This is a genomic window from Ruegeria sp. HKCCD4884 (assembly GCF_013110855.1).
Classification (GTDB): Bacteria; Pseudomonadota; Alphaproteobacteria; order Rhodobacterales; family Rhodobacteraceae; genus Ruegeria.
In genome coordinates this window covers 215,164-238,034 of the sequence record NZ_WVRJ01000003.1, presented here as the reverse complement: position 1 = coordinate 238,034, position 22,871 = coordinate 215,164, and the positions used below count along the sequence as shown (strand labels likewise).

The following is a 22,871-nucleotide window of genomic DNA, read 5'->3' as shown; positions in this document are numbered from 1 at the left end:
CAAGGCCGTCAGGCGACGGCCCTAGACCGCCCTGCGTTGCGCCCCGAAAAGATGCATCCGCCCAGGAAGGTTCCTTCCAGCGCGTTGTACCCGTGATAGCCGCCTCCGCCAAAACCGGCGACTTCGCCTGCGGCGAACAGGCCAGGCACCACGTTGCCATCTTCCCCGATCATCTGGCTGTCCAGGTTGGTTTGTAGCCCGCCCAGGGTTTTGCGGGTCAGGACGTGCAGCTTAACCGCAATAAGCGGGCCGTTGGCCGGGTCGAGGAACTTGTGCGGTTTGGCAGTGCGGATCAACTTGTCTCCGCGATAGTTTCGGGCGGCCAGAATCGCCATCATCTGGGCGTCCTTCGAGAAAGGATTGTCGACCTGCGAGTCGCGCGCTTCGATCTGCCCGCGCAAGTGCGCTTCGTCGATCAACCCACCGCCCAGATGGTTCATCCCGTTGACCAGTTCGGTCAGCGTGTTGGCCACGACGAAATCCTCGCCATGTTCTTTGAACGCCTCGACCGGGGCGGTTGCCTTGGACCCGGACAGGATGCGCTGACGGATCACTTCTTTCCAACTGCCCGAGGTGAAATCGGGGTTCTGTTCCGACCCAGACAGCGCGAATTCCTTCTTGATGACCTTTTGGGTCAGAACAAACCAGCTGTACTCGTACCCTGTTTTCAGGATTTCCTTCAACGTCCCCAACGTATCGAATCCCGGCAAGCAGGGTGGTTCTAGACGGTTCCCTTTGGCGTCGAACCACATTGAGCTGGGGCCGGGCAGAATGCGGATGCCATGGGCAGGCCAGATCGGATCCCAGTTGCGGACGCCTTCGGTGTAATGCCACATGCGGTCGCCATTGATGACGTGTCCACCCGCTTTTTCGCTGATCCCGATCATGCGGCCGTCGACATGAAAGGGCACACCAGCCACCATGTCTTTTGGCGGTTCACCAAGACGATCTTTGGGCCAGTTCTGCCGAACCATTTCAAAGTTACCGCCGATACCGCCCGAGGTAACGATGACCGACGGCGCATAAACCTCGAACTCACCCACTTCGTCCCGGTTGGTCTTGCCGCCACGTTGGGCGGTGTCGTCGGCCAAAACCTCGCCAGATACGCCTTTGGCAGTGCCGTTCTGCATGATGATGTGGCTGACCTGATGGCGGAACTTCATTTGGATCAGACCGGCGCTGGCATGTTCTTTCACACGTCGGATGAAATGCTCCAGAACGCCGGGACCAGTGCCCCAAGTGATGTGAAAACGCGGGACAGAGTTGCCATGCCCGTTCGCATAAGAGCCACCGCGTTCTGCCCAACCTACGACCGGAAACCAGCGCAAACCCATCTCGTGCAACCACGGGCGCATTTCACCAGCCGCAAACTCGACATAACTCTCGGCCCATTTGCGGGGCCAGGCGTCTTCCGCGCGGTCGAACTGTGCGCTGCCCATCCAGTCACGAAGGGCAAGCTCTTGGCTGTCGTGTATGCCCATCCGGCGTTGTTCCGGAGTGTCGACCATGAACAAACCACCGAGGCTCCAGAACGCCTGACCACCCAGAAAGCTCTCGGGCTCCTGATCGACAATGATCACCTTCTTGCCTCGGTCACCCAGTTCAGCCGCTGCTGCCAATCCAGCCAGGCCCGCGCCGACGACAATCGCATCTGCTGTGTTCTTGGTCATAAACTGTCCTTTCAGCGTCGGCGAAACCAAACGAGGAACGGCAACACGACGGCATACATCGTGATCCCGTAGACTGCGGACGGCAGGGCCAGAGGGCTAAATCCGCTCTCTGTGCCTGTGATAAGGGCCGCCAGTGTAATGCCCAGTGTCGAGTTCTGGATGCCAGTGTCAATTGATATGCTTTTACACTCGGCCCATGACAGATTTGCAGCCCGTGCGATCCCCAACCCGATGAGTAAAAGTGCAACGTTGAGCGAGATCAGACCGGTGCCCATGATGCCCAGGTTATCAATAAAAATCTGCCAGTTCCCGGCCAGGGCGGCCACAACGATCAAAACGAACAAAGCGGTTGCGAGCGTTGAAAGCCCATTCTCGATGCGGTTTGCAAACCCGGTTGCAAACCTGCGAACTATGACCCCGATGGCGACGGGAAGGGTGGTGATCAGAAACATGGCAATGGCCAGGCCGCTGATCGACACATCAGGTGCGTTTTCCTCCATGAAATAGGTGATGGACCACGCGGCCAGAAAGGGCACTGTCAGGATTGACAAGATGCTGATCACCGCAGTCAGGCTGACGGAAAGCGCCACGTCGCCCTTTGCCAATTTGGTCAGAATATTGCTGGTCACACCGCCGGGGCAAAAGCTGAGCAGCATGAAGCCAACTGCGATTTCAGGGGGCAGGCCAAACAGAGTGACGGTGAGGAACGCAGCGATGGGCAAAAGCACCACCTGACAGACCGCACCGATTGCAAACGGGTATTTTCGGCTCAGTACGCGCCGGAAATCTGCGGTCTCGAGTCCAATGCCAAGTGACAGCATGATAATGGCCAGCGAGATCGGCAGGCCAACATTGATGAGCAAGTCCAAGAACAACTCCTCCCAAAGTCGTTTCGGATCAGCCTATGCGAGCATGAAAGGCGCAGGCAACCGCGCCGTTAGGTCACTTGTAGCGTTCGACGAAGCGGCGCAGGATTTCGCCGGGTTGGGTGACGTCTGCGGCGTTGCAGATGTCGATCAAGCGCTGGGCGTCTTCGGGCGGGAAATAGCCGTGATGTTTGTAGATGTTGATGCGCTGTTCGAAGTCTTTTGCATCCGCTTCGGGGTGAAACTGCGTGGCATAGACGTTCTGACCAAAGCGGATCATCTGAAACGGGCAGGGGTCTGAGGCGACAAGATGCACGCAGCCTTCAGGCAATGCTTGAACAGCTTCCTTGTGACCAACGAAGGCGTCGAATTCCGGGATCAGCCCGGCTGTCAGCGGATCCGAGGAACCATCTTCTGTAAGGTGGCAAGCTGAGGGTCCGACTGGCTCGCTGTACTGGGCTTTGCTCACGTCACCGCCCAGATGCGCGGCCAGAACGCCCAAACCATAGCAGCAGCCCATGAAGGGGTGATCCTCCGCCGTGATCTGCGGCATCAGGCCCATAACCGCGCCTTCGATCTTTGCGTCCAGTTCAGATTTCGTTGCTGGATCGTCGCTGACACAGCCGGGACCTCCGCCAACGATGACGCCTGCATAGTCCGTGACATCCAGATCGTCAGGCAGGTTCTCACAATCCAGCCGGACGCGATGGGTCAGCTCGGGCGTCAAACCGGTCTTGTCCAGAATCGAATCATATTCGGCGTCGGATGCATCCGTCTCCGGTCGCAGTTGCAGGATTAAAAAGCGTTTCATGTGCTGCCTTTACCCGTCAAAGCGGCCAGAAGACAAGGATTGCAGGGATGGAAACTGCGATGATCAGCACCTCAAGCGGCAGACCCATGCGCCAGTAATCGCCGAACCGATAGCCTCCGGGACCCAGAACCAGCGTATTATTCTTGTGTCCAATTGGCGTGAGGAACGCGGCCGAGGCCGCAACGGCAACCGTCATCAGGAATGGGTCGGGCGAAACCTCGAGCGTGCGGGCCATTTGTATTCCGACCGGCGCGGCGACAATGGCGGTGGCGGTGTTGTTCAGTACATCTGACAAAGTCATGGTTACGACCATCAGCACAGTCAGGATCGCCCAGGCGGGCAGGCCATCGGTCAGCTGGATCAGCGCATTGGCGATGAGTTCAGTCCCGCCAGAAGTCTCCAAAGCACTGCCGAGTGGGATCATCGACCCTAGAAGTACGACCACCGGCCATTCAATGTGATTATAGATGTCGGCAATTGGCATGATCTTGGTTAGGACATAGGCAATGACCACCAGTCCAAGGGTAATGGGCAGATATATCAACCCAATACTTGCGGCCAAAACCGCAGCAGCGAACAGCCCAATGGCAAGCCACGCCTTATCGTTGGCAGTGACGTTCAATCCACGCCCTGCAAGGGGCAGGCAGCCCAACCATTCCGTGACATCCGCCGCGCGGTCGCGCGGGCAGAGCAGCAGCAGGATATCGCCGGGTTCAACCTCGGTTTTACGAACTTGTTCGGTGATCCGCTGACCCTGACGCGAGATGCCCATCAGCACTGTGCTTTGCCGCCAAGCCAATCCAAGACCTTGTGCGGTGCGCCCGGTGATGCGGGCGCTTTCTGGCACGACCACTTCGATGACGTCCAATCCGTCACCTTCTGCCGTCAACACTTCTTGCCGTCGCGTGTCCGAGAAGTCGAGGTTCAGCGCGGCGCGAAATTCGTCCAACGCCTCGGGCCGGGCTTCCAGAACCAGTGCGTCGCCTTCTTTCAACGTGGCATGGGCGGATCGGCCATAACGCCGCTTGCCATCGCGGATCAGGCCGATGATGGCGACGTCGGATTTTTCAGCGGCCTCATAAAGCTCGCTGACGCGTTTGCCGATATGCGCGGATTCAGGGGGGACAGTTAGCTCGGCTATATACTCCGCCAATGCTTCCGATGTTTCAGTTTGCGGCCCGCGATTTGGGATCAGACGCCAGCCGACCAGAGCGACAAAGGCAAGACCCGCAATTGCGGCTATCCCGCCCACGGGCGCAAAATCGAACATGTGAAACGGCTCGCCCAGCGTCTCGGCCCGGATCGAAGCGATGATGATGTTCGGAGGGGTGCCGATCAGTGTTGCCATCCCCCCAAGAATGGTGGCAAAGCTCAGCGGCATCAGCGACAGACCCACTGATCGCCCCGCCTTGCGCGCGGTTTGGATGTCCACCGGCATCAGCAAAGCCAGCGCAGCCACGTTGTTCATGAAGGCTGACAAGACCGCACCGATCCCGCCCATCAGCGCAATATGCGCGCCCAGCCCACGTGAGGCATCGACCAATGTGCGGGTGATCATGAACACCGCCCCTGACCGGACCAAACCGGCAGAGACGACCAGAACCAGCGCCACGATGATGGTGGCCGGGTGGCCGAACCCTGCAAAAGCGTCATCCACTGGCACAACACCCAGCACGACACCGATCATCAGTGCGGCAAAAGCCACAAGGTCGTAACGAAACCGACCCCAAAGCAGCATTCCAAAAACCGTAATGAATAGCGCAAAAAGAATAATCTGATCTGTCGTCATACAGTCACCATAGTCCCAGCCTCGCAAGGAGCAAGTCGCTCTCTTGATCCCGCCCCCTGCAAACGTCTATATGAGCGCCGAACACGTAATCACGATGACGAGGACGCACTATGGCAGGCCACTCCAAATGGGCCAACATCCAGCACCGCAAGGGACGTCAGGACGCCGCGCGGTCCAAACTGTTTTCCAAACTGTCGAAAGAGATCACAGTGGCCGCCAAGATGGGCGACCCCGATCCCGACAAGAACCCGCGCCTGCGTCTGGCGGTGAAAGAGGCAAAGTCGAACTCGGTGCCCAAGGACGTGATCGACCGCGCAATCAAGAAATCGGTTGCAGGTGAAGGCGACGAATACGAAGAAATCCGCTACGAGGGTTACGGCCCGAACGGTGTCGCGGTGATCGTCGAGACCATGACAGACAACCGCAACCGCACCGCTTCGACCGTGCGCTCGACCTTTTCCAAGAACGGTGGAAATCTGGGCGAGACGGGCTCGGTCGGGTTTATGTTCGACCGTAAGGGCGAAGTTGTCTATCAGGCGGATGCTGGCGATGCAGACACAATTTTCGAAGCCGCGATCGAAGCCGGTGCCGAAGATGTCGAAAGCTCGGAAGATGGCCATATCATCTGGTGTGCGGACACTGACCTGAACGATGTGTCAAACGCATTGGAAGAAGCACTGGGTGAATCAGAATCCACCAAGCTGGTTTGGAAACCGACTACGACGACCGAGTTGGGTCTGGAAGACATGCAAAAGCTAATGAAGCTGGTCGATGCGCTGGAAGACGATGACGACGTGCAGCGCGTCACAACCAACTTCGAAGCCACTGACGAAGTGATGGCTCAGCTCTGAGCTGCTGCAAATCGCCAATACGAAGCCCGGCCAATCTGGTCGGGTTTTTTCGTTTTGGCACAAATTCTGAGGGTTATTGGCTGAATCCCCGTAAACGCATAGGCTGGGCGGGTGTTGATCCGCAGGGAAGGCGCAACCGAAAGGCCAATGACATCCGAAACACCTGATACCGCCAAGCGCAATGTACCGGTTCTGACCGGCCAGAGTATTGTGTCACAGGTTGCGTGGACGCTGGGCAGCCCATCGGTGGTGTTGCCCTTTCTGGCGGTGTCTTTCGAACTGCCCATGTTTGTGGCAGGCGCGCTGGTTTCGGTGCGGATGGTTGGAAGCATGATTTCCGATTTCTTTCTGGCGCAATCCATTGCAGCAAAACCGCAAAAGAAGCGCGCAATTGCCATAACCGAGGCCGTTATCGGTGCCTGTCTTGTCCTTGCAATGGCCGCAGCCGCGACCGGCGTCGTCCCTTTGATCGCGGTAGTTTTCGTTTCAGTCTTTTTTGTGATCGGTCTGGTCGACGAGGTTCAGAACCTGATGTTCACCGATCTGCTGGGCGATCATGTCCATTCCCGATCTCGCATGGTGATGCACTATCTGCAGCTTGGCGGAGGTGGATTATGTGCCATTGGCCTTGCATTGCTGGTGCATCAGATCACCAAGGAAAACCCACCCTTCTCACGCCATTCCACAATGATCGGCGTGTCTGTCGCGTTCTTTCTGCTATCGGGTCTGTTGATGTTGGCGATGACAGAGAATGCACGCTCTGCCGCACCGGCAAAACCGACTGAAACCAAAACAAGGTTGTCGCTCAGGTCCAATGTTCAAGGTATTCTGGGTATGTTCGAGCAGGCCTGGTTTCGGCGTTACATGGCCATGCGTATCCCTTTGGTGGCAGTCTCGCTCTCTGTCCCGTTTTTCGCGCTCATCGCGGCCGAGGCGCATCACAGTTCTGCGAAAGGTCTGACTGCGATGATCGTGTCTTCCGCCTCGGGGTATCTCGTTTCCGGACCGCTGTGGCAAATCGTGAACATGAAGTCTCATCGCGCCGTCATGGTGGTTGGCACCTTGATGGTGGCAGCGACCGGAGCTGTTCTTTTGGCGTTCCACTACTTGGGCATCGATCACGAGGTTCATCTGCATGCCGTCGCGTTGTTTGTTGTCACGGTCGCAGTGACTGGGATCAGCAGTGCGCGCAAACTTTATTTTCTGGATGTCGCGCCCAAGGAACAACGTGTACAGGGATCAGCCGCGATCAAGTCGTTCACACGATTGTTCGCGGTTCTGCTTTCGGCGGCCTTGGCCGCTGTCGCGCATATGCACGAGGTCGCCTTGGCGGTCGGCTTCATCGTTGCCGCCAGTTTGGTGGCCTGCGCGACATGCTATCGCATGATGTCACCCGTACAGAAGGACGCGCCCCTTTCGCAGGAATAATCCAGTGGCCTTCAGAAGAATGAAGAAATCTCCTCAAGCGGTTTCTTCAGCTTTGCCACCGCAGGTACCGTTGCGTTTTCCGAAGGGTGACCTACTGCGATGATCATTGTCGGTTTTTCCGATGCAGGGCGGTCCAGTGCATCGTTCAGAAACCGCATCGGATTCGGGGTATGGGTCAAAGTGCTGAGGCCCGCGTGGTGCAGCGCAGCCAGCAGAAACCCGGTGGCAATGTTCACGCTTTCCGGCACGTAGTAGTTCTTGTACCGCGTCCCATCTTCGAAGTGTCCCCAGCGCTGGGCGAACACCACGATCAGCCAGGGTGCAATAGTCAGATGTTCTTTGACAGCGTTGGTGCCGATGGGCTCCAACGCTTTTATCCATTCGTCACCTGCGCCGCCTGCGTAGAACCGGCGCTCCTCTTCTTCAGCTTCTTCCCGGATGCGCTGCTTTAGGTCAGGGGCCGAGATCGCAGCAAAGTGCCAGGGTTGATGATTGGCGCCAGACGGCGCGGTGCCCGCCGTACGCAGACACGTTTCGATCACAGAACGGTCCACGGGGCGGAGGCTGAAATCTCGCACCGTGTGGCGCTGGCGCATCTTGTCGTAGAACTCTTGTGCGGCACCTTGCATGTCAGCATCGCTGATCTCGGACCGGTCAGGCAATGGAATGGGATCATAGCTGAGAGCATCGCGTGAAAACATCGGTTCCTCCGAAACTTTGGTGTGCGATCAGTTCGCGCTGGGCGGCAGCAGGACCTGCTTGGCGGCACGTTGAACCGCATGTGTAAGCGGTTTGAGGGCAGGTGCAAGTACGCGACCAACCTGCCAGCTGAGGGCAACATCCAGCGGAGCATTGGCCAGGAGGGGCAGCAACCGCCCTTGTTCCAAGGCGTCTTTGGCAAGGGCCGCTGGGTTCATTCCCCATCCCAGCCCGGCAATCGCGGCATCCACGAAGCCGTTCGAGGATGGCAGGAAATGAAACGGCGGCGACATCTGGCCCGCGATGTATTGCGACAGCCATGCCTTTTGCAAACCATCCTTTTGGTTGAAAACCAGGCAGGGCGCTTTGCTAAGCGTGCCCTCGTTCACACCATCTTTGAACCACGTGTTGATGAAGGAAGGGCTGGCTGTGGGCAGGTATCGCAGCACACCCAGCGCCGTCACGTCACATCCGGTCACGGGACGTCCGCCCACAGTGACGGCTGCGCTGACCTCTCCGCGTTTCAGCCAGTCCGCCGAATGGTCCTGGTCGTCAACGACTAAATCGAACAGCATATCGGGCACTTGCGCCATTGCATCGATAAACCATGTGGCCAGAACATCGGCGGGTACCGCGATGCGCACCCGCGCGGATCGCGGGTTCTGCTCCAACGCCAAATCGCGGGCAAGTTGCGCCTCAAGAAGACCGACATCCTCGGCATAGCGGGCGATGCGCAACCCTGCGGGCGTTCCGGTGCAAGGCGTAACCCGATGGATCAAGGATGCGCCGACCCGATCCTCCAGCGCTTTGATCCGCTGGGAAACTGCAGAAGGCGTGACAGCCAGTTCCGCAGCGGCGGCTTCAAAGCTCCCAAGGCGCAGGATGGCTGACAATGCGGACAGTTGGTTTGGATCCAGCAGCATTAGAGTTTCTTAAGTCAGAGCAGAATCTTTAATTTGATAGGTCAAGCCAAGGGGCTTAGTCAACGCTTGGAAAGGTTCAGGAGGTTCCATGCCAACATCCATGATTGCCGGTTTTGCACTGGGTTTCAGCCTGATCCTTGCGATCGGTGCGCAAAATGCCTTTATCCTGCGGCAGGGACTGCGGCGCGAGCATGTTTTCATTCTGTGCCTGACCTGTGCTGTGTCCGATGCTGTTTTGATCGGCGCGGGAGTGGCCGGTTTTGGCACTCTGGCGCAGGCGGTGCCATGGTTCGAAACCGTGATGCGCTATGGCGGTGCCGCGTTTCTGACCTGGTATGGGCTGCGTAGCCTTGGCTCGGCCTGGCAGGGTGGCGCAGTGATGGAGATCGGCAATGGTCAGCGCACCAGCTTGAAAACCGCGCTTCTCACGGTTCTGGCCTTCACCTGGCTGAACCCGCATGTCTATTTAGACACTGTCGTGCTGATCGGTTCAATCTCGGCGCAGTATGACGACCGTCTGGGGTTTGCACTGGGCGCAATGACGTCCAGCTTTGTTTTCTTCTTCTCGCTAGGGTACGGCGCAGGCGTTTTGTCGCCTGTTTTTACCCGCCCGAGGGCGTGGCAGGTGCTGGATGCCGGGATTGGCATTGTCATGCTGGGGATCGCACTGAAACTTGTTGTCATGTGAAGGGTTGTTCCTGACCGGGTTTCGGTGTTCAACCTAAGCCATGACTTCACACGCCGTTTCATCCCGCCCCATAGCAGGCATGTTCTGGATGTTTTCCGCCGGGCTGTCTTTTGTTGTGATGACGGCTTTGGTGAAGTCCTTGGGGACGACCATGAACCCGATTCAGGCAGCGTTTCTGCGGTACGCTTTGGGGCTGGTTTTCTTACTTCCGGCTCTTCGGTCGATCATGGCAACGCGGCTAACGCCCCGTTTGTTGACTCTGTTCGGCGTGCGGGGTGTGGTTCATGCTGTTGCGGTGATGCTGTGGTTCTTTGCCATGACGCAGATCCCGTTGGCTGAAGTTACGGCTATGAACTACATGACACCCGTCTACGTGACTTTGGGGGCAGCCCTTTTTCTGGGCGAAAAACTGGCCTTTCGGCGGATCGCAGCAATTCTGGTTGCTTTGGTCGGGGTGTTGATCATCCTGCGACCGGGTTTCCGAGAGGTGTCTCCGGGGCACCTGGCGATGCTGGGCACAGCTTTGACGCTGGGCGGTTCGTACCTGCTGGCTAAGCTGTTGGTGCGCGATGTACCACCTTCGGTCGTTGTTGCGCATCTTTCGATTTGGGTGACACTGGCGCTGATCCCCTTTGCTGTTGCGGTCTGGACTCAGCCCAGCTTACGCGATCTCGGGGTTCTGTTTCTGGTGGCCTGTTTTGCCACTGCGGGGCATTATTTCATGACCCTCGCTTTGCAAGCTGCACCTGTGGCTGTCACGCAGCCGATTACTTTTCTTCAGCTAATCTGGGCCACATTGTTGGGCGCTGTTGTGTTCCACGAAAGCGTGGATGTTTGGGTCGTTGCCGGTGGAACTTTGATCTTATGCGCTGTCAGCTTCATCTCATGGCGCGAAGCCGTGCTGAATCGCCGAGACTTGACGCCTCCGAGTATTGCGCCGAAGCTATGAGGTAGGTCCTACCGCGCCTTTCATTGATTGACGAGTCAATAAAAAACTCCTAATTTGGGATCATAACGCCTGTTCAGGGGGGAATGATGCCTAAAGTAGGAATGGAGCCGATCCGCCGGGATGCAATTGTCCGTGCCACGATTGCCGAATTGGGCGTGCAGAAATCCCTTGATGTGACAGTCAGCCAGATTGCGAAACGAGCAGGCATGTCCAGTGCACTGGCGCATCACTATTTTGGCGGCAAGGATCAGATATTTTTGGCAGCCATGCGTCAAATCCTGACGGATTTTGGCGAAGAGGCGCGTGCCAAATTGAAGGCGGCCGCGCCCGAGGAGCGAGCAAAAGCAATCATTCAGGCGTGCTTTGCCCCCTCATGTTTCACACCGGACGTGATTGCCGCGTGGATGACCTTTTATGTTCTGGCGCAAACCAATGATGACGCGCTGCGCCTTTGGCAGGTCTATCAGGCGCGCATCCGTTCGAACCTTATTGATGCGCTTCGCCCCAAGATGAAGGATCCGGTTGAGGCGGCCGAAAACATGATCGCCTTGATTGATGGGTTATACATCCGAGCGGCTCTCAGCGCCCCGGAAGAGCCGCAATTGGCGGTGAACCACGCAATGCGCGTGCTCAACACTCTGCTCGAGGCCGAAAAATGACAAAACCAAACATTCTGATCCTGATGGTGGATCAGCTGAACGGAACCCTCTTTCCCGACGGTCCCGCAGACTGGCTTCATGCCCCGAACCTGAAGAAGCTGGCCGAACGGTCGACCCGGTTTGCCAACGCTTACACGGCCTCGCCGTTATGCGCACCGGGGCGGGCCAGCTTCATGTCCGGCCAACTGCCTTCGCGCACCGGCGTCTATGACAACGCAGCCGAGTTCCGCAGCGACATCCCCACCTATGCACACCACCTGCGCAGGGCGGGATACTATACCTGCCTGTCCGGCAAAATGCATTTCGTCGGCCCCGACCAGATGCACGGGTTCGAGGATCGTCTGACCACCGACATCTACCCGGCCGATTTCGGCTGGACGCCGGATTACCGCAAACCGGGCGAGCGGATCGACTGGTGGTATCACAACATGGGTTCCGTCACCGGCGCGGGTGTTGCCGAAATCTCCAACCAGATGGAGTACGATGACGAGGTTGCCTATAACGCCAAGGCCAAGCTTTATGATCTGGCGCGCGGCAAGGATGAACGTCCATGGTGTGTGACCGTCAGCTTTACGCATCCCCACGACCCATACGTCGCCCGCCGCAAGTATTGGGACTTGTACGAGGATTGTGAGCATCTTCTGCCCGAGGTCGCTGATATCGGCTACGACAATCAGGACCCGCACGCCAAGCGTATCTTCGACGCCAATGATTGGCGCAGTTTTAACATCACCGAAGAAGACATTCGCAAATCCCGCCGCGCCTATTTCGCCAATATCTCCTATCTGGACGACAAGATCGGCGAGATCATCGAAGTATTGGAAACAACCCGTCAAGAGGCGATCATCCTGTTTGTCTCGGATCACGGTGACATGCTGGGCGAACGTGGCTTGTGGTTCAAAATGAACTTCTACGAAGGTTCCGCGCGTGTGCCGCTGATGATTTCATCCCCTGATCTGCCTGCCGGGCGGATCGACACGCCGGTTTCCACAATCGATGTAACGCCAACCCTTGGGGCATTGGCAGGTGTCGACATGGATGAAATCGCGCCATGGACGGATGGCGAAAACCTCGTTCCGCTGGCGAAAGGTGTCGAACGCACCGCGCCGGTGGCCATGGAATACGCTGCCGAGGCATCCTACGCGCCGCTGGTATCGCTGCGCTATGGCAAGTGGAAATACAACCGCTGCGCGTTGGACCCGGACCAGCTTTTTGATCTCGAGGCCGACCCGCACGAGATGACCAATCTGGCAGACAGCCCCGAACATGCGGGTACGCTGCAAACCTTGCGTGCTAAATCCGAAGCCCGTTGGGATCTGGCCCGCTTCGACGCCGACGTCCGCGCCAGCCAGGCGCGGCGCTGGGTCGTGTACGAAGCGCTGCGGCAAGGGGGATATTACCCATGGGATTACCAGCCGCTGCAAAAAGCATCGGAACGCTACATGCGCAATCACATGGATCTGAACATCGTCGAGGAAAACGCCCGGTTCCCACGCGGCGAATAACCTCTTCATCTTTTCGAAAATACTCCCGCCGGAGGCATCCAACCTTCTCGGCGGGACAGGAGTTGTGGAAATGGAAGCAGATTTTGTCATCGTAGGCGCAGGGTCCGCAGGCTGCGCAATGGCATATCGCCTTAGCGAAGCCGGGGCCTCGGTCCTGGTGATTGAACACGGCGGGACAGACGCGGGACCGTTTATTCAGATGCCAGCCGCGTTGAGCTATCCGATGAACATGTCCCGGTATGACTGGGGCTATCAGTCCGAGCCCGAGCCGCACCTGAACAACCGTCGTCTGGCTTGTCCGCGTGGTAAGGTGATCGGGGGCTCGTCTTCGATCAATGGCATGGTCTACGTTCGCGGCCACGCACGTGATTTCGATACATGGGCCGAGATGGGTGCAGATGGCTGGTCCTATGCTGATGTCCTGCCATACTATAAACGCATGGAAAGCTGGCACGACGGGGGGCACGGTGGTGATCCGGCATGGCGTGGCACGAACGGTCCGCTGCATGTCTCGCGCGGTCCACGCGAAAATCCCTTGTTCAAAGCGTTTGTCGACGCGGGCCAGCAGGCCGGATACGAGGTCACGGGCGACTATAATGGCGAAAAGCAGGAAGGCTTTGGCCCGATGGAACAGACCGTCTGGAAAGGGCGGCGTTGGTCGGCGGCAAATGCCTATCTGAAACCAGCGCTCAAGCGCGACAATTGCGATATCGTACGGGGCCTTGCGTCTCGGGTTGTGATGGAAAACGGGCGCGCCACCGGGGTGGAGTTGATCCGCGGCGGCAAGTCTGAAGTCATCAAAGCCCGGCGTGAGGTCGTTTTGGCAGCGTCCTCGATCAACTCGCCCAAGCTGTTGATGTTGTCCGGCATCGGCCCGGCTGCGCATCTGGCCGAGCACGGGATTGACGTTGTTGCGGATCGACCGGGCGTTGGTGCCAACCTGCAGGACCATCTGGAGCTTTACATCCAGCAAGCCTCACTACAGCCGATCACGCTGTACAAGCATTGGAACCTGTTCAGCAAAGGTCTGATCGGGGCACAATGGCTGTTCACAAAAACCGGTCTGGGCGCGTCGAACCAGTTTGAAAGCGCGGCCTTCATCCGGTCGAAGCCGGGCGTAGAATACCCTGACATTCAGTACCATTTCCTGCCCATCGCGGTTCGTTATGACGGGCAGGCAGCAGCGGAAGGCCACGGGTTCCAGGCGCATGTAGGTCCGATGCGGTCTCCGTCGCGTGGGGCTGTGACACTGCGGTCCGCACAAGCCGCGGACGCGCCAGTGATCAAGTTCAACTACATGAGCCATGAACAGGACTGGGAAGATTTCCGCACCTGTATCCGTCTGACTCGGGAAATCTTTGGTCAGAATGCATTCAAGCCCTACGCCGGCAAGGAAATTCAACCGGGTGCCGCCGTGCAATCAGATGAAGAGCTGAACGGCTTTATCGCGGAACATGCCGAAAGCGCTTATCACCCCTGTGGCACCTGTCGGATGGGGCGCGCGGATGACAAAAACGCCGTGGTTGATCCCGAAGGCCGTGTGATCGGTGTGGATGGGCTGCGCGTTGCTGACAGCTCGATCTTTCCTCAGATCACCAACGGTAACCTCAACGCGCCGTCGATCATGGTGGGTGAGAAAGTATCGGATTCCCTGCTGGGCAAAGACCCGTTGCCCAAGGCCAATGACCGGCCTTGGATCCACCCGAACTGGGCGACGGCACAGCGTTAACCCTTTGACATGCCCCCGGTTGAATATGCGTGATTTCAGGCGCATATCGGGGGCATGTTAAGGATTTGTTTAGTTTTTGTTCTTCTCCTGCCATCTGTGACACTGGCCGCTGAACGTCTTTCAGGCCAGGTTAATGTAATAGATGCGGATACTTGGGACGTCGGCGGCATCCGAGTTCGCTTGCATGGAATCGATGCGCCCGAGCTGGATCAAGCCTGTCAGGACGACGAAGGATCAACTTGGCCATGCGGTGCTTGGGTGACGCAGGAGGTTCGCCAGTTATTCCAGGGAAAAACAGCATCTTGCATGCCGGTGGACCGGGATCGATATGGCCGCGTTGTCGCAAGATGCATGTACGGTGTACAAGATGCAGCCGATCAATTGGTGCGCCTGGGTTTGGCCTTTGCCTATCGCAAGTATTCACATGCCTATGAAAGCGCTGAGAAAGAGGCAAAGGCACGGCATGTCGGGCTGCATCGGCAGCAGGTTCAAGTGCCTTGGGTGCATCGCGCCGCCAGGAAGTCCGCGTCATCAAACGGGTGCCGGATCAAAGGAAACATCTCGGCCAAGGGCGAAAAGATATACCACATCCCTGGCCAGACCTTCTATGCCAATACCCGCATCAATACATCAAGCGGCGAGCGTTGGTTCTATTCTGTCGTTGCCGCCCGCGCCGCAGGATGGCGCGCGTCACGGCGTCGAAATTTGTATGAATCCTGTATGAAATTGATCCGGGTCAAAGCGGGTTCGTCTGAGCGCGTGTACGCCTGATTTGCAACGACTTATTATGGAGCGAACGGATATGTCCCACACCCCGCATGAACTGGCTGAAGAATTTCCGGACAAAGTTGAATTGATGAGCCAGCTCAAGCAATCGGACGCGCATTTTGCCCGGCTGGCCGACGAGTACCATGAAATCAACCGCGTGGTTCATCGGGCAGAAACGAACGTCGAACCAATGGAAGATCTGGCTGAGGTTGAGCTGCGCAAAAAACGCGCGGCCTTGAAGGATGAGATCTGGGCGATCCTGTCCAAAGCCTAAGCAAAAAGATGGGGGCTCTGCCCCCGTCGCGGCCTGTGTCGCGACTTCCCCGAGGTATTTTGGGCCAGGTGAAGATCAGGTGACTTCGTAGGGCAGAGTGCCGCGCAGATGGGTGTCTATGCTTAGGCGACGTTCCAAGGGCGGAACCGAGCGCTGGTGGCAGGTTTGCCGTTCGCAGATGCGGCAAGAGATGCCGATCGGTTCGTATGCACTGGCGTTATTGATATCGAGATTATCGGCATAGACGAGCGCAGGTGCGTGTCGCACTTCACACCCCAAAGCGATCGCATAGCGCCGGACAGGGGCGCCGAAGGACCCGCCGGACTTTGATACGTCACGTGCAAGAGAAATATAACGAACCCCATCTGGTGTTTCTGCCAGTTGGCGAAGAAAGTGCCCCGGTGTTTCAAAGGCGCGGTGCACGTTCCACAAGGGGCACGCACCGCCAAACCGCGCAAATTGCAGGCGCGTGGCCGAGTGTCGTTTGGTAATCGTGCCGGCCTGATCCACCCGAACAAAGAAGAAAGGGATACCCTTTGCTCCTGGGCGCTGAAGCGTCGATAGCCGATGGGCAATCTGCTCGATTGAAGCTCCGAACCGATTGCTGAGCAGTTCCAGATCGTGGCGCTCTTCTTGCGCGGCGGTCAGGAAGACGGAATAAGGCATCAAAGACGCGCCTGCGAAATAGTTGGCAAGGCCGATCTTTGCAATCGACCGGGCCTCGTCGCTTTGGAACTTTGCAAAATCCAGCGTTGCTTCCAACAGCTTGTCCTGGCTGATCAATGCAACCTGCAACAGCAATTGGAACACTTGGGTTTGCGGCGCAGCGCGCGAGGACAGGCGCAGAATCTTGCTTTCGGCGTCATAACTGCGCAGTGGGTCCATATCTGAAAAAACGACCTGAATACCGCGCGCTGACAGGCTGTTCAGGGCGGCCTGCCGTATCCCTCCGGGGCCGTCTGCCCGATTGGCGAACAATTCTGCCGCCCTGTCCACAGCGTCGATATAGTTGTCGCAATAATGAAAGAAATCGCGCACTTCTTCCCACGGGCTGGCCTGAATTCGCGCATCTTCGCGCCCCAAGGCTTCGTCCAGTGACGCAAGGCGTTCGTGTGTTTGGCGGTAGGTTTTGTGTAACTCAATAAAGGCACGCGCCAAGGCGGGGGCGTTGGATGCGGTCAGGCGCAGATCAGCCAGTGGAGGTTGGGCATCGGCGAACACCGGGTCGGCCAATGCCTCACGCATGTCAGATACAAGCCGCTCACTGTCGCCGGTGCTGAGTTCGGTCACGTCCATGCCGAATTCCTGCGCCAAGGCTAACACAACCGTCGTCGAAATCGGTCTGTTGTTGTTCTCCATCTGGTTCAGGTAGGGCAGGGAAACACCCAGTTTGGCTGCGAATTCACGCTGGGTCAGAGTCAGACGTGTGCGCATCTCGCGGAGCTTTGCGCCGGCATAGAGTTTTTGAGTCGCCATTGGGGGCCTTTGCAAGTTTCCTAAATCCAAATCCTAACTTTGCAAAGTGATCCGCGCAATCGATTAGAGCCCAAGTTGCCGTTCCCGCCGGATGACTGCTGCAATCGCACAAATAGCCAAAAGGGCTGTTGTCAGCATCAACCATAAAAGAGGTATAGCGCCGGTTTCGTGTGTCAATAGCGCGCCCGCCAATGCGCTTAGACCTGCGCCGCCGCCCAACATGATGGCACCGCTCAAACCTGATGCGGTTGCAGCCAGGTGCGGGCGGACAGACAGTGAGCCGGCAGTTGCATTGGGAATGACCATGCCATTTCCGATGCCGACAAAGGTCATGAGTCCAAAGAAGCTGAGCGCCGTTCCGCTGCCCACAAGAAAAAGCGATGCCGATAGGGCGACGCCGAAAGCATTTAGCAGGCTGCCCCAAAAAACCATGCGGTTCACGCCGACGCGCATCGAATAGCGCCCGCTGATGAAGTTCCCCGCGAAGTACCCAACGGCAGGTGCGCCAAAATAGATGCCAACTTGCGCGGCGCTCAGTCCGAATAATTCAGTTCCAATAAATGGTGCGCCACCCAGATAAGCAAAGAACGCTCCCGACGAGAATGCGCAGGCCAGTGAGTAACCCCAGAAGCGAGGCGAGGTTAGCAATTCGGGGTATTCTTTGAATTGCTGTATGAGTGATTTTCCGCTTTTTGCTGCCGTTTCGCCAAAATCCGTAAATGTCAGGAAAAGCGTCAAGGCGCCAATGGCGAATGGCAGCCAGAAGTTTGCTTTCCAGCCGAACGCCTCTTCGAGAATGCCGCCAATTGCAGGTCCGATCATGGGGACCACGGCCATGCCCATGGTCACATAACCGATCATGGATGCGGCCTGGTCTTGATCGTACATATCCCTCACGGCCGCGCGACTTAGCACGATACCTACGACAATGACTGCCTGACACATCCTGAAGACCAGGAATATCTCGGCGTTCGGCGCGTAAATGCATCCCAAAGTGGCCAGTAGGAAAAGCGCGAGCCCCCAAAGCAAAACCGGTCTACGACCCGCCTTGTCGGCAATTGGGCCAATCACGATTTGCAAAACGGCATTGATCAGCAAGTACAAGGCAATCGAGAGTTGCATGACCTTGTAGTCGGTGTCGAAGTACACGGCCATGTTTGGAAGGCTGGGTAGGAACAGGTTCATGCTCAGGGCGGATAGGCCTGAGAGCAAGACAAGTGTTGCCAATGTGGGTGGTGTGCGCTGCGCGGCGCCTAAGCTGAACTGCATAGTTCACATGTATAGCTATTGAAATTCGGAATGCCAGTCGTTGAGAAAAATCAATTCGATACTTAGCTAATTTGCAGTTATCCAGAATGTTGTTGCTGATACTTTGCAAATTTGCCGAAAAGAGCTTTGGCTCAGACTGTCTAGCAGGTAGTGTCCCGTCAAATTTTAAAAGGGATACGCGTCATGAAAGACATCCTTTCGGAGTTGGAAAATCGCCGAGATGAGGCACGACTGGGCGGTGGGCAAAGAAGGATCGATGCCCAACATTCACGCGGCAAACTGACAGCACGTGAACGGATCGAATTGCTGCTGGATGAAGGCAGCTTCGAAGAATTCGATATGTTTGTCAGCCACCGCTGCACTGAATTCGGTATGGAAAACCAAAAGCCTGCGGGTGATGGGGTCGTGACCGGGTGGGGCACAATCAACGGTCGTATGGTCTATGTTTTCAGCCAGGACTTTACCGTTTTCGGCGGGTCGCTCTCGGAAACCCACGCGCAGAAGATTTGCAAGATCATGGATATGGCTGTGCAGAACGGAGCGCCGGTCATAGGGATCAATGACTCGGGCGGGGCGCGAATCCAAGAGGGTGTTGCGTCGCTGGCTGGGTATGCCGAAGTGTTTCAGCGTAACATTACGGCATCGGGCGTTGTCCCGCAGATCAGTGTGATCATGGGCCCCTGTGCCGGTGGCGCTGTTTACAGCCCGGCGATGACCGACTTTATCTTCATGGTCAAAGACTCGTCTTACATGTTTGTGACCGGTCCCGACGTGGTAAAAACGGTTACAAACGAAGTGGTGACTGCCGAGGAGCTGGGTGGTGCGTCGACACACACCAAGAAGTCTTCGGTTGCGGACGCGGCGTTTGAAAACGATGTCGAGGCGTTGGCCGAAGTGCGCCGACTGGTGGATTTCCTGCCCCTTAACAACCGCGAGAAACCCCCGGTCCGTCCGTTCTTTGACGAGCCCGGACGGCTTGAGCCGTCGCTGGATACCTTGGTGCCCGACAATCCCAACACGCCTTACGACATGAAGGAACTTATCACCAAAGTGGCGGATGAGGGCGACTTCTACGAGATTCAGGAAGACTTTGCCAAGAACATCATCACCGGTTTTATCCGCCTGGAGGGCCAGACCGTTGGGGTCGTTGCCAACCAGCCGATGGTTCTGGCGGGATGTCTGGACATTGACAGCTCGCGCAAGGCGGCGCGCTTTGTGCGCTTCTGCGATTGTTTTGAAATCCCGATCCTGACCTTTGTGGATGTTCCGGGCTTCCTGCCGGGCACGCAGCAGGAATATAGCGGTGTGATCAAACACGGTGCCAAGCTGCTTTATGCCTATGGTGAGGCCACAGTGCCCAAAGTGACCGTGATTACGCGGAAAGCATATGGCGGTGCTTATGTGGTTATGGCGTCCAAGCATTTGCGTGGTGATTTTAACTATGCCTGGCCCACAGCTGAGATTGCGGTGATGGGGGCAAAAGGCGCAACCGAAATCATCCATCGTGCAGATCTTGGGGATGCGGAAAAGACCGCGCAGCACGTTGCAGATTACGAAGATCGGTTTGCCAACCCCTTCGTCGCGGCCGAGCGCGGCTTTGTCGATGAAGTGATCATGCCGCAATCGACCCGTCGTCGTGTGTCCAGAGCGTTTGCCAGCTTGCGGGGTAAGCAACTGAAGAACCCATGGAAAAAGCACGACAATATTCCGTTGTAACCGACCTGGGGCGGTCAGGCCGCTCCGGTGTTCCTGTGCGTCGTCAGGCTAAAAACTGGGCAAAACCCGCTCAAAATTGAGGCGGAATTGACAAGAATCGGCAAATAGTTGAATGATCCGACCCGTCAGACATAGAACAGCGCAGTTCACAAGCACTGCGCGCGCGATCCCGGAAGGAGGAGCTCGCCCTTGGCGGGTCCGGGATCGCGCCATTTGTCTGATGATCTGCCTGGTCTGCTCACCCGTCTTTGCTCAATCAGATACGCCGTTGCCGGTGCCGTCTGGCCAACCTGTGCATTTGGATGACGTCCTGCTCGACAACAATCCGGGGGAGCTTTGGGTTCGCTTTCGCTTCATCGCTCCAAAAATTGGCGCGACGGTAGGACGGATCACTTACGATGTTGCGTCCAAAGACATGGAGCATCTGTGCCAAATACTGGCCGTTCCCTATGTGGCCCAGCATGACTTACAGCCTGTGCGGGTCGTTATTTCATTGGCGGACCGACCGGTAGAATTTGGCGATGCCGCCCCGGACGCGACGCAGTTTTTTGAAGCCTACCGGCTGGAGCAGTCCCGGTGTATCTGGGAGGGGCTTTGACCATGAACTCTTTCTTTTATGACGTCAGAGCATCTCAGACCAACGGTGCGGCTTCGGAGGTGCGTAACATGATCCCATCCCTTTTCGGGTTTGATATTTCTTTGTCTGTCAGCGTTAAGCCGGAGGTATTGCCATGCTGAAGCATCGCGGCTTCCCCGGGCGTCTGTCTGGCACGGATTTTCAGTTTACCATTCGCCGGGCCAATCCCAAGGGCGTGACACCTTTGACGCGTCGGGAACGGTTCCGCGACCGTAAGCCTGCCGACAAGCGTGCGGATACCGCGTTCATGGAAGCGCTTTGGGCGCATTTCGGGGATCAGCCCTTCGAACGGGGCAATCTGGACGCGGGTCGCCTGAGCTGGTTGTTCGGGCGCGAAGTTGTGCCTGCAGAGAACCCGTTTGATCCGTCCAGCTATGACGCGCTTTTGGTCATTGATGTGGATGTGGCCCGCGCATCTTTTCCCGAAATCATCGATGGGATGGGCTGACTTTGTTATCGGCTGCCGCATATCAGTATGCTGAACCCGGCGTCGCGGCGATCCTGCCCGCAACTGGGCAGGATCTGTGTGCGGTATCAGAAGTTGAGCTGAGCGGCCAGCTGAACGCGGCTACCGTCAAAGGTACGGCCAGTGGGCGCGTCGTTCCGCTCACCATAGATGTACTCGGCGCTGAGCGTCAGGTTGTCAGTTGCCTTGTAGAAGGCGTTGACATGGATCGTCTCCAACTCGGTGAAGGACAATGTGCCGGTCGAGGTGGGAAGATCATAATTCTCGCGACCATACGCAATGCCGACATTCCATTTTGGACTCAGGTCTTGCCTGAACTCGACAGTATAGCCATCCACATCGTTCGCTTGCCCGCCGACAATCGCATCGCCAAGGCCGATCAGATAGGGGCCAAGGGCCTCACCCGTCACGTAGTTGACTTGGAACAGCCCTCCTTGCCACGGGCGAACCGAGGCAGAGGCAGTGAAACCCGTTTGGTCAACTTCCACACTGCCGGAATTGGCTTTGCCATACAGTACCGCGCCCCGCGCAATATATGTGCCGTCATTGTATTCCGCCGAAGCCGTCAAGACCGGATCGTCAGAGTTCGAACCGCTGACATTTTCTTCCAGCGAAACGGCGAACTGAGCGTTGCCCCCAAGTTGCCCGGTGTATCGCAGCTGCGGAACACGGGCGAAGGCAATACCGACCGGGCCATTGAATTCCACCGAGGTAGGATAGGTGTCCAGCGGCTGGAAGTTGGTCCAGTACTGGCCGATCAGGAACTGATCACCGATCGTGATGTTTGCGTGGCGTATGCGCAGTTCGGCGGTGCCACCCGAGCCGAACAGATCAAGCTCCAGCTGACCCCCGATGTCACCGATCCCACTTGGCGTGGTGGTCCGCAGGCCAATCCGCGATTGGCGTACGGTCGCACCAAAGGTGCCATCGGTTGCCGCAGACGGTTCACCGATGACGTTCACAAAGGCAGTATCGCCCTGATCAAAGTCGAAATCGTAGAAGAAGTCGGCCTTGACGTAGCCATAAACGTCCAAAGTGGTGTTGCCGATCCGAAAATCTCCCTCAGCGGGGCTGCTATCGGCGGATTCCAGCGCCTCGACTCGTGCGCGCAAAGCATCGAGTTCGGCTTGAGTCTGGGCATCCTGAGCATAGGCAAGCGTGCCGGTCACACTAAGCGCCGAGGCAGCAAGCAGGAGTGCCTTCATTCGTGTCGTCATCATGTGGGTGTTTCCTTGTGTGCGAGTGTGCATCCGCACCGTTTCACGCGCCCCGTGACGACGGGAATCACGAGAATGGGACGAAAAAGCCCAAATATCTCAAGGAAATGTGCGACTCGGCCCTGGAAAAATCACGTCAGGCTGAACCGATCTGTCAACCATATGAATGTGAATGCACTTTTGCAGTGCAGAAAAATGTCGCTGCGTGATGCCGCACGTGCAAACGGCCGCCTCTGTTTAGGTAAATGTAACGGCAATGTGACGGGTAGGCAGGGGTTTTCACCGATTTACCAGAGATCCTGGATCGGCACGAATTTGCGTGAGTTGTCTCAGCGTGGGCAGAAACCAGCCGAGTTATCGTGCGGAAACAATACAGTGTTTGCAGGTGATATTGTGGCGTGCACAGTGAGTGGGCCGTGCGGCTCTACTTTGCCTGCGCCGCACATGCACCTACTATTCCGTACCCCTTCCTTACGCGGGC

The 22,871-nt window shown here is 57.1% G+C and carries 21 protein-coding genes; 12 read left to right on the top strand and 9 right to left on the bottom strand.

Annotated features, from left to right (window positions below; genetic code table 11):
* Positions 1-8: 8 nt before the first annotated feature.
* The 4 genes from GS636_RS05955 to GS636_RS05940 all read right to left on the bottom strand — a co-directional run bounded on the left by GS636_RS05955 (position 9) and on the right by GS636_RS05940 (position 5,136).
* Entirely contained in the window at positions 9-1,670 is a 1,662-nt protein-coding gene (locus GS636_RS05955; protein WP_171668784.1) for an FAD-binding dehydrogenase, read from the bottom strand.
* An 11-nt stretch (positions 1,671-1,681) separates the two neighbouring features.
* On the bottom strand, positions 1,682-2,539 hold the full coding sequence (locus GS636_RS05950; protein ID WP_171668783.1) for a bile acid:sodium symporter family protein: 858 nt from the start codon (positions 2,537-2,539) through the stop codon (positions 1,682-1,684).
* 73 nt (positions 2,540-2,612) lie between these two features.
* The gene (locus tag GS636_RS05945) at positions 2,613-3,347 is read right to left on the bottom strand and encodes a glutamine amidotransferase (protein WP_171668782.1); all 735 of its coding nucleotides are present in this window, start codon (positions 3,345-3,347) and stop codon (positions 2,613-2,615) included.
* A gap of 16 nt (positions 3,348-3,363) precedes the next feature.
* Entirely contained in the window at positions 3,364-5,136 is a 1,773-nt protein-coding gene (locus tag GS636_RS05940; RefSeq protein WP_171668781.1) for an SLC13 family permease, read from the bottom strand.
* Positions 5,137-5,246: 110 nt separating this feature from the next.
* On the opposite strand from GS636_RS05940, the gene GS636_RS05935 reads away from it, so the two are divergent.
* Positions 5,247-5,987: a YebC/PmpR family DNA-binding transcriptional regulator gene (locus GS636_RS05935; protein WP_170352472.1), complete on the top strand. Its 741-nt coding sequence runs from the start codon at positions 5,247-5,249 to the stop codon at positions 5,985-5,987.
* Between the two features lie 147 nt (positions 5,988-6,134).
* Positions 6,135-7,415 carry a permease gene (locus GS636_RS05930; protein WP_171668780.1) on the top strand — a complete coding sequence of 427 codons (1,281 nt, stop codon included), beginning with the start codon at positions 6,135-6,137 and terminating at the stop codon, positions 7,413-7,415.
* 11 nt (positions 7,416-7,426) lie between these two features.
* On the opposite strand, the gene GS636_RS05925 is transcribed toward GS636_RS05930, so the two are convergent.
* Positions 7,427-8,116 (bottom strand): nitroreductase family protein, encoded by a 690-nt coding sequence (locus GS636_RS05925; protein WP_171105729.1) that lies wholly within the window; start codon positions 8,114-8,116, stop codon positions 7,427-7,429.
* A 27-nt stretch (positions 8,117-8,143) separates the two neighbouring features.
* Entirely contained in the window at positions 8,144-9,037 is an 894-nt protein-coding gene (locus GS636_RS05920) for a LysR family transcriptional regulator ArgP (protein WP_171668779.1), read from the bottom strand.
* An 88-nt stretch (positions 9,038-9,125) separates the two neighbouring features.
* Between GS636_RS05920 and GS636_RS05915 the strand changes: the two genes are divergently transcribed.
* The 7 genes from GS636_RS05915 (at position 9,126) to GS636_RS05885 (ending at position 15,609) form a co-directional block, all read left to right on the top strand.
* On the top strand, positions 9,126-9,725 hold the full coding sequence (locus GS636_RS05915; RefSeq protein WP_171668778.1) for a LysE/ArgO family amino acid transporter: 600 nt from the start codon (positions 9,126-9,128) through the stop codon (positions 9,723-9,725).
* Positions 9,726-9,765: 40 nt separating this feature from the next.
* Entirely contained in the window at positions 9,766-10,674 is a 909-nt protein-coding gene (locus GS636_RS05910; RefSeq protein ID WP_171092466.1) for a DMT family transporter, read from the top strand.
* Between the two features lie 86 nt (positions 10,675-10,760).
* Positions 10,761-11,333, top strand: coding sequence for a transcriptional regulator BetI (betI, locus tag GS636_RS05905; RefSeq protein ID WP_171092463.1), 573 nt, complete (start codon positions 10,761-10,763; stop codon positions 11,331-11,333).
* Complete coding sequence (gene betC, locus GS636_RS05900) at positions 11,330-12,838, top strand: choline-sulfatase (protein WP_171185083.1); 1,509 nt, start codon at positions 11,330-11,332, stop codon at positions 12,836-12,838. Before betI ends, betC begins: the two co-directional genes overlap by 4 nt.
* Before the next feature lie 70 nt (positions 12,839-12,908).
* Complete coding sequence (gene betA / locus GS636_RS05895; protein WP_171668777.1) at positions 12,909-14,567, top strand: choline dehydrogenase; 1,659 nt, start codon at positions 12,909-12,911, stop codon at positions 14,565-14,567.
* A 54-nt stretch (positions 14,568-14,621) separates the two neighbouring features.
* Complete coding sequence (locus GS636_RS05890; protein ID WP_171668776.1) at positions 14,622-15,338, top strand: thermonuclease family protein; 717 nt, start codon at positions 14,622-14,624, stop codon at positions 15,336-15,338.
* A 31-nt stretch (positions 15,339-15,369) separates the two neighbouring features.
* On the top strand, positions 15,370-15,609 hold the full coding sequence (locus GS636_RS05885; protein WP_171185079.1) for a YdcH family protein: 240 nt from the start codon (positions 15,370-15,372) through the stop codon (positions 15,607-15,609).
* A 75-nt stretch (positions 15,610-15,684) separates the two neighbouring features.
* Here GS636_RS05885 and GS636_RS05880 read toward each other — a convergent pair whose 3' ends face one another.
* Positions 15,685-17,085, bottom strand: coding sequence for a short-chain fatty acyl-CoA regulator family protein (locus tag GS636_RS05880; RefSeq protein ID WP_171668775.1), 1,401 nt, complete (start codon positions 17,083-17,085; stop codon positions 15,685-15,687).
* Positions 17,086-17,148: 63 nt separating this feature from the next.
* Positions 17,149-18,354 carry a multidrug effflux MFS transporter gene (locus tag GS636_RS05875; RefSeq protein WP_171668774.1) on the bottom strand — a complete coding sequence of 402 codons (1,206 nt, stop codon included), beginning with the start codon at positions 18,352-18,354 and terminating at the stop codon, positions 17,149-17,151.
* A gap of 183 nt (positions 18,355-18,537) precedes the next feature.
* On the opposite strand from GS636_RS05875, the gene GS636_RS05870 reads away from it, so the two are divergent.
* From GS636_RS05870 to GS636_RS05860, 3 genes are all read left to right on the top strand, one after another.
* A complete protein-coding gene (locus GS636_RS05870) occupies positions 18,538-20,070 on the top strand; it encodes an acyl-CoA carboxylase subunit beta (protein ID WP_171092450.1) in 1,533 nt (510 codons plus the stop codon).
* Positions 20,071-20,182: 112 nt separating this feature from the next.
* Positions 20,183-20,668 carry a DUF6497 family protein gene (locus GS636_RS05865; protein WP_171668773.1) on the top strand — a complete coding sequence of 162 codons (486 nt, stop codon included), beginning with the start codon at positions 20,183-20,185 and terminating at the stop codon, positions 20,666-20,668.
* A 133-nt stretch (positions 20,669-20,801) separates the two neighbouring features.
* Positions 20,802-21,155, top strand: coding sequence for a hypothetical protein (locus tag GS636_RS05860; protein WP_171668772.1), 354 nt, complete (start codon positions 20,802-20,804; stop codon positions 21,153-21,155).
* Between the two features lie 86 nt (positions 21,156-21,241).
* Here the strand turns inward: GS636_RS05860 and GS636_RS05855 are convergent, their stop codons facing one another.
* Positions 21,242-22,393, bottom strand: coding sequence for a DcaP family trimeric outer membrane transporter (locus GS636_RS05855; protein ID WP_253762657.1), 1,152 nt, complete (start codon positions 22,391-22,393; stop codon positions 21,242-21,244).
* Between the last annotated feature and the right edge of the window lie 478 nt (positions 22,394-22,871).

What these genes read in the sequence shown, in the direction of transcription:
- betI (WP_171092463.1), top strand. Translation starts at nt 10,761, where the DNA reads ATGCCTAAAGTAGGAATGGAGCCGATCCGCCGGGATGCAATTGTCCGT.
- GS636_RS05880 (WP_171668775.1), bottom strand. Translation starts at nt 17,085, where the DNA reads ATGGCGACTCAAAAACTCTATGCCGGCGCAAAGCTCCGCGAGATGCGC.
- GS636_RS05955 (WP_171668784.1), bottom strand. Translation starts at nt 1,670, where the DNA reads ATGACCAAGAACACAGCAGATGCGATTGTCGTCGGCGCGGGCCTGGCT.
- GS636_RS05885 (WP_171185079.1), top strand. Translation starts at nt 15,370, where the DNA reads ATGTCCCACACCCCGCATGAACTGGCTGAAGAATTTCCGGACAAAGTT.
- GS636_RS05930 (WP_171668780.1), top strand. Translation starts at nt 6,135, where the DNA reads ATGACATCCGAAACACCTGATACCGCCAAGCGCAATGTACCGGTTCTG.
- GS636_RS05875 (WP_171668774.1), bottom strand. Translation starts at nt 18,354, where the DNA reads ATGCAGTTCAGCTTAGGCGCCGCGCAGCGCACACCACCCACATTGGCA.
- GS636_RS05925 (WP_171105729.1), bottom strand. Translation starts at nt 8,116, where the DNA reads ATGTTTTCACGCGATGCTCTCAGCTATGATCCCATTCCATTGCCTGAC.
- GS636_RS05910 (WP_171092466.1), top strand. Translation starts at nt 9,766, where the DNA reads ATGACTTCACACGCCGTTTCATCCCGCCCCATAGCAGGCATGTTCTGG.
- GS636_RS05945 (WP_171668782.1), bottom strand. Translation starts at nt 3,347, where the DNA reads ATGAAACGCTTTTTAATCCTGCAACTGCGACCGGAGACGGATGCATCC.
- GS636_RS05860 (WP_171668772.1), top strand. Translation starts at nt 20,802, where the DNA reads ATGCTGAAGCATCGCGGCTTCCCCGGGCGTCTGTCTGGCACGGATTTT.
- GS636_RS05890 (WP_171668776.1), top strand. Translation starts at nt 14,622, where the DNA reads ATGTTAAGGATTTGTTTAGTTTTTGTTCTTCTCCTGCCATCTGTGACA.
- GS636_RS05865 (WP_171668773.1), top strand. Translation starts at nt 20,183, where the DNA reads ATGATCCGACCCGTCAGACATAGAACAGCGCAGTTCACAAGCACTGCG.
- GS636_RS05915 (WP_171668778.1), top strand. Translation starts at nt 9,126, where the DNA reads ATGCCAACATCCATGATTGCCGGTTTTGCACTGGGTTTCAGCCTGATC.
- GS636_RS05940 (WP_171668781.1), bottom strand. Translation starts at nt 5,136, where the DNA reads ATGACGACAGATCAGATTATTCTTTTTGCGCTATTCATTACGGTTTTT.
- betA (WP_171668777.1), top strand. Translation starts at nt 12,909, where the DNA reads ATGGAAGCAGATTTTGTCATCGTAGGCGCAGGGTCCGCAGGCTGCGCA.
- betC (WP_171185083.1), top strand. Translation starts at nt 11,330, where the DNA reads ATGACAAAACCAAACATTCTGATCCTGATGGTGGATCAGCTGAACGGA.
- GS636_RS05855 (WP_253762657.1), bottom strand. Translation starts at nt 22,393, where the DNA reads ATGATGACGACACGAATGAAGGCACTCCTGCTTGCTGCCTCGGCGCTT.
- GS636_RS05870 (WP_171092450.1), top strand. Translation starts at nt 18,538, where the DNA reads ATGAAAGACATCCTTTCGGAGTTGGAAAATCGCCGAGATGAGGCACGA.
- GS636_RS05935 (WP_170352472.1), top strand. Translation starts at nt 5,247, where the DNA reads ATGGCAGGCCACTCCAAATGGGCCAACATCCAGCACCGCAAGGGACGT.
- GS636_RS05920 (WP_171668779.1), bottom strand. Translation starts at nt 9,037, where the DNA reads ATGCTGCTGGATCCAAACCAACTGTCCGCATTGTCAGCCATCCTGCGC.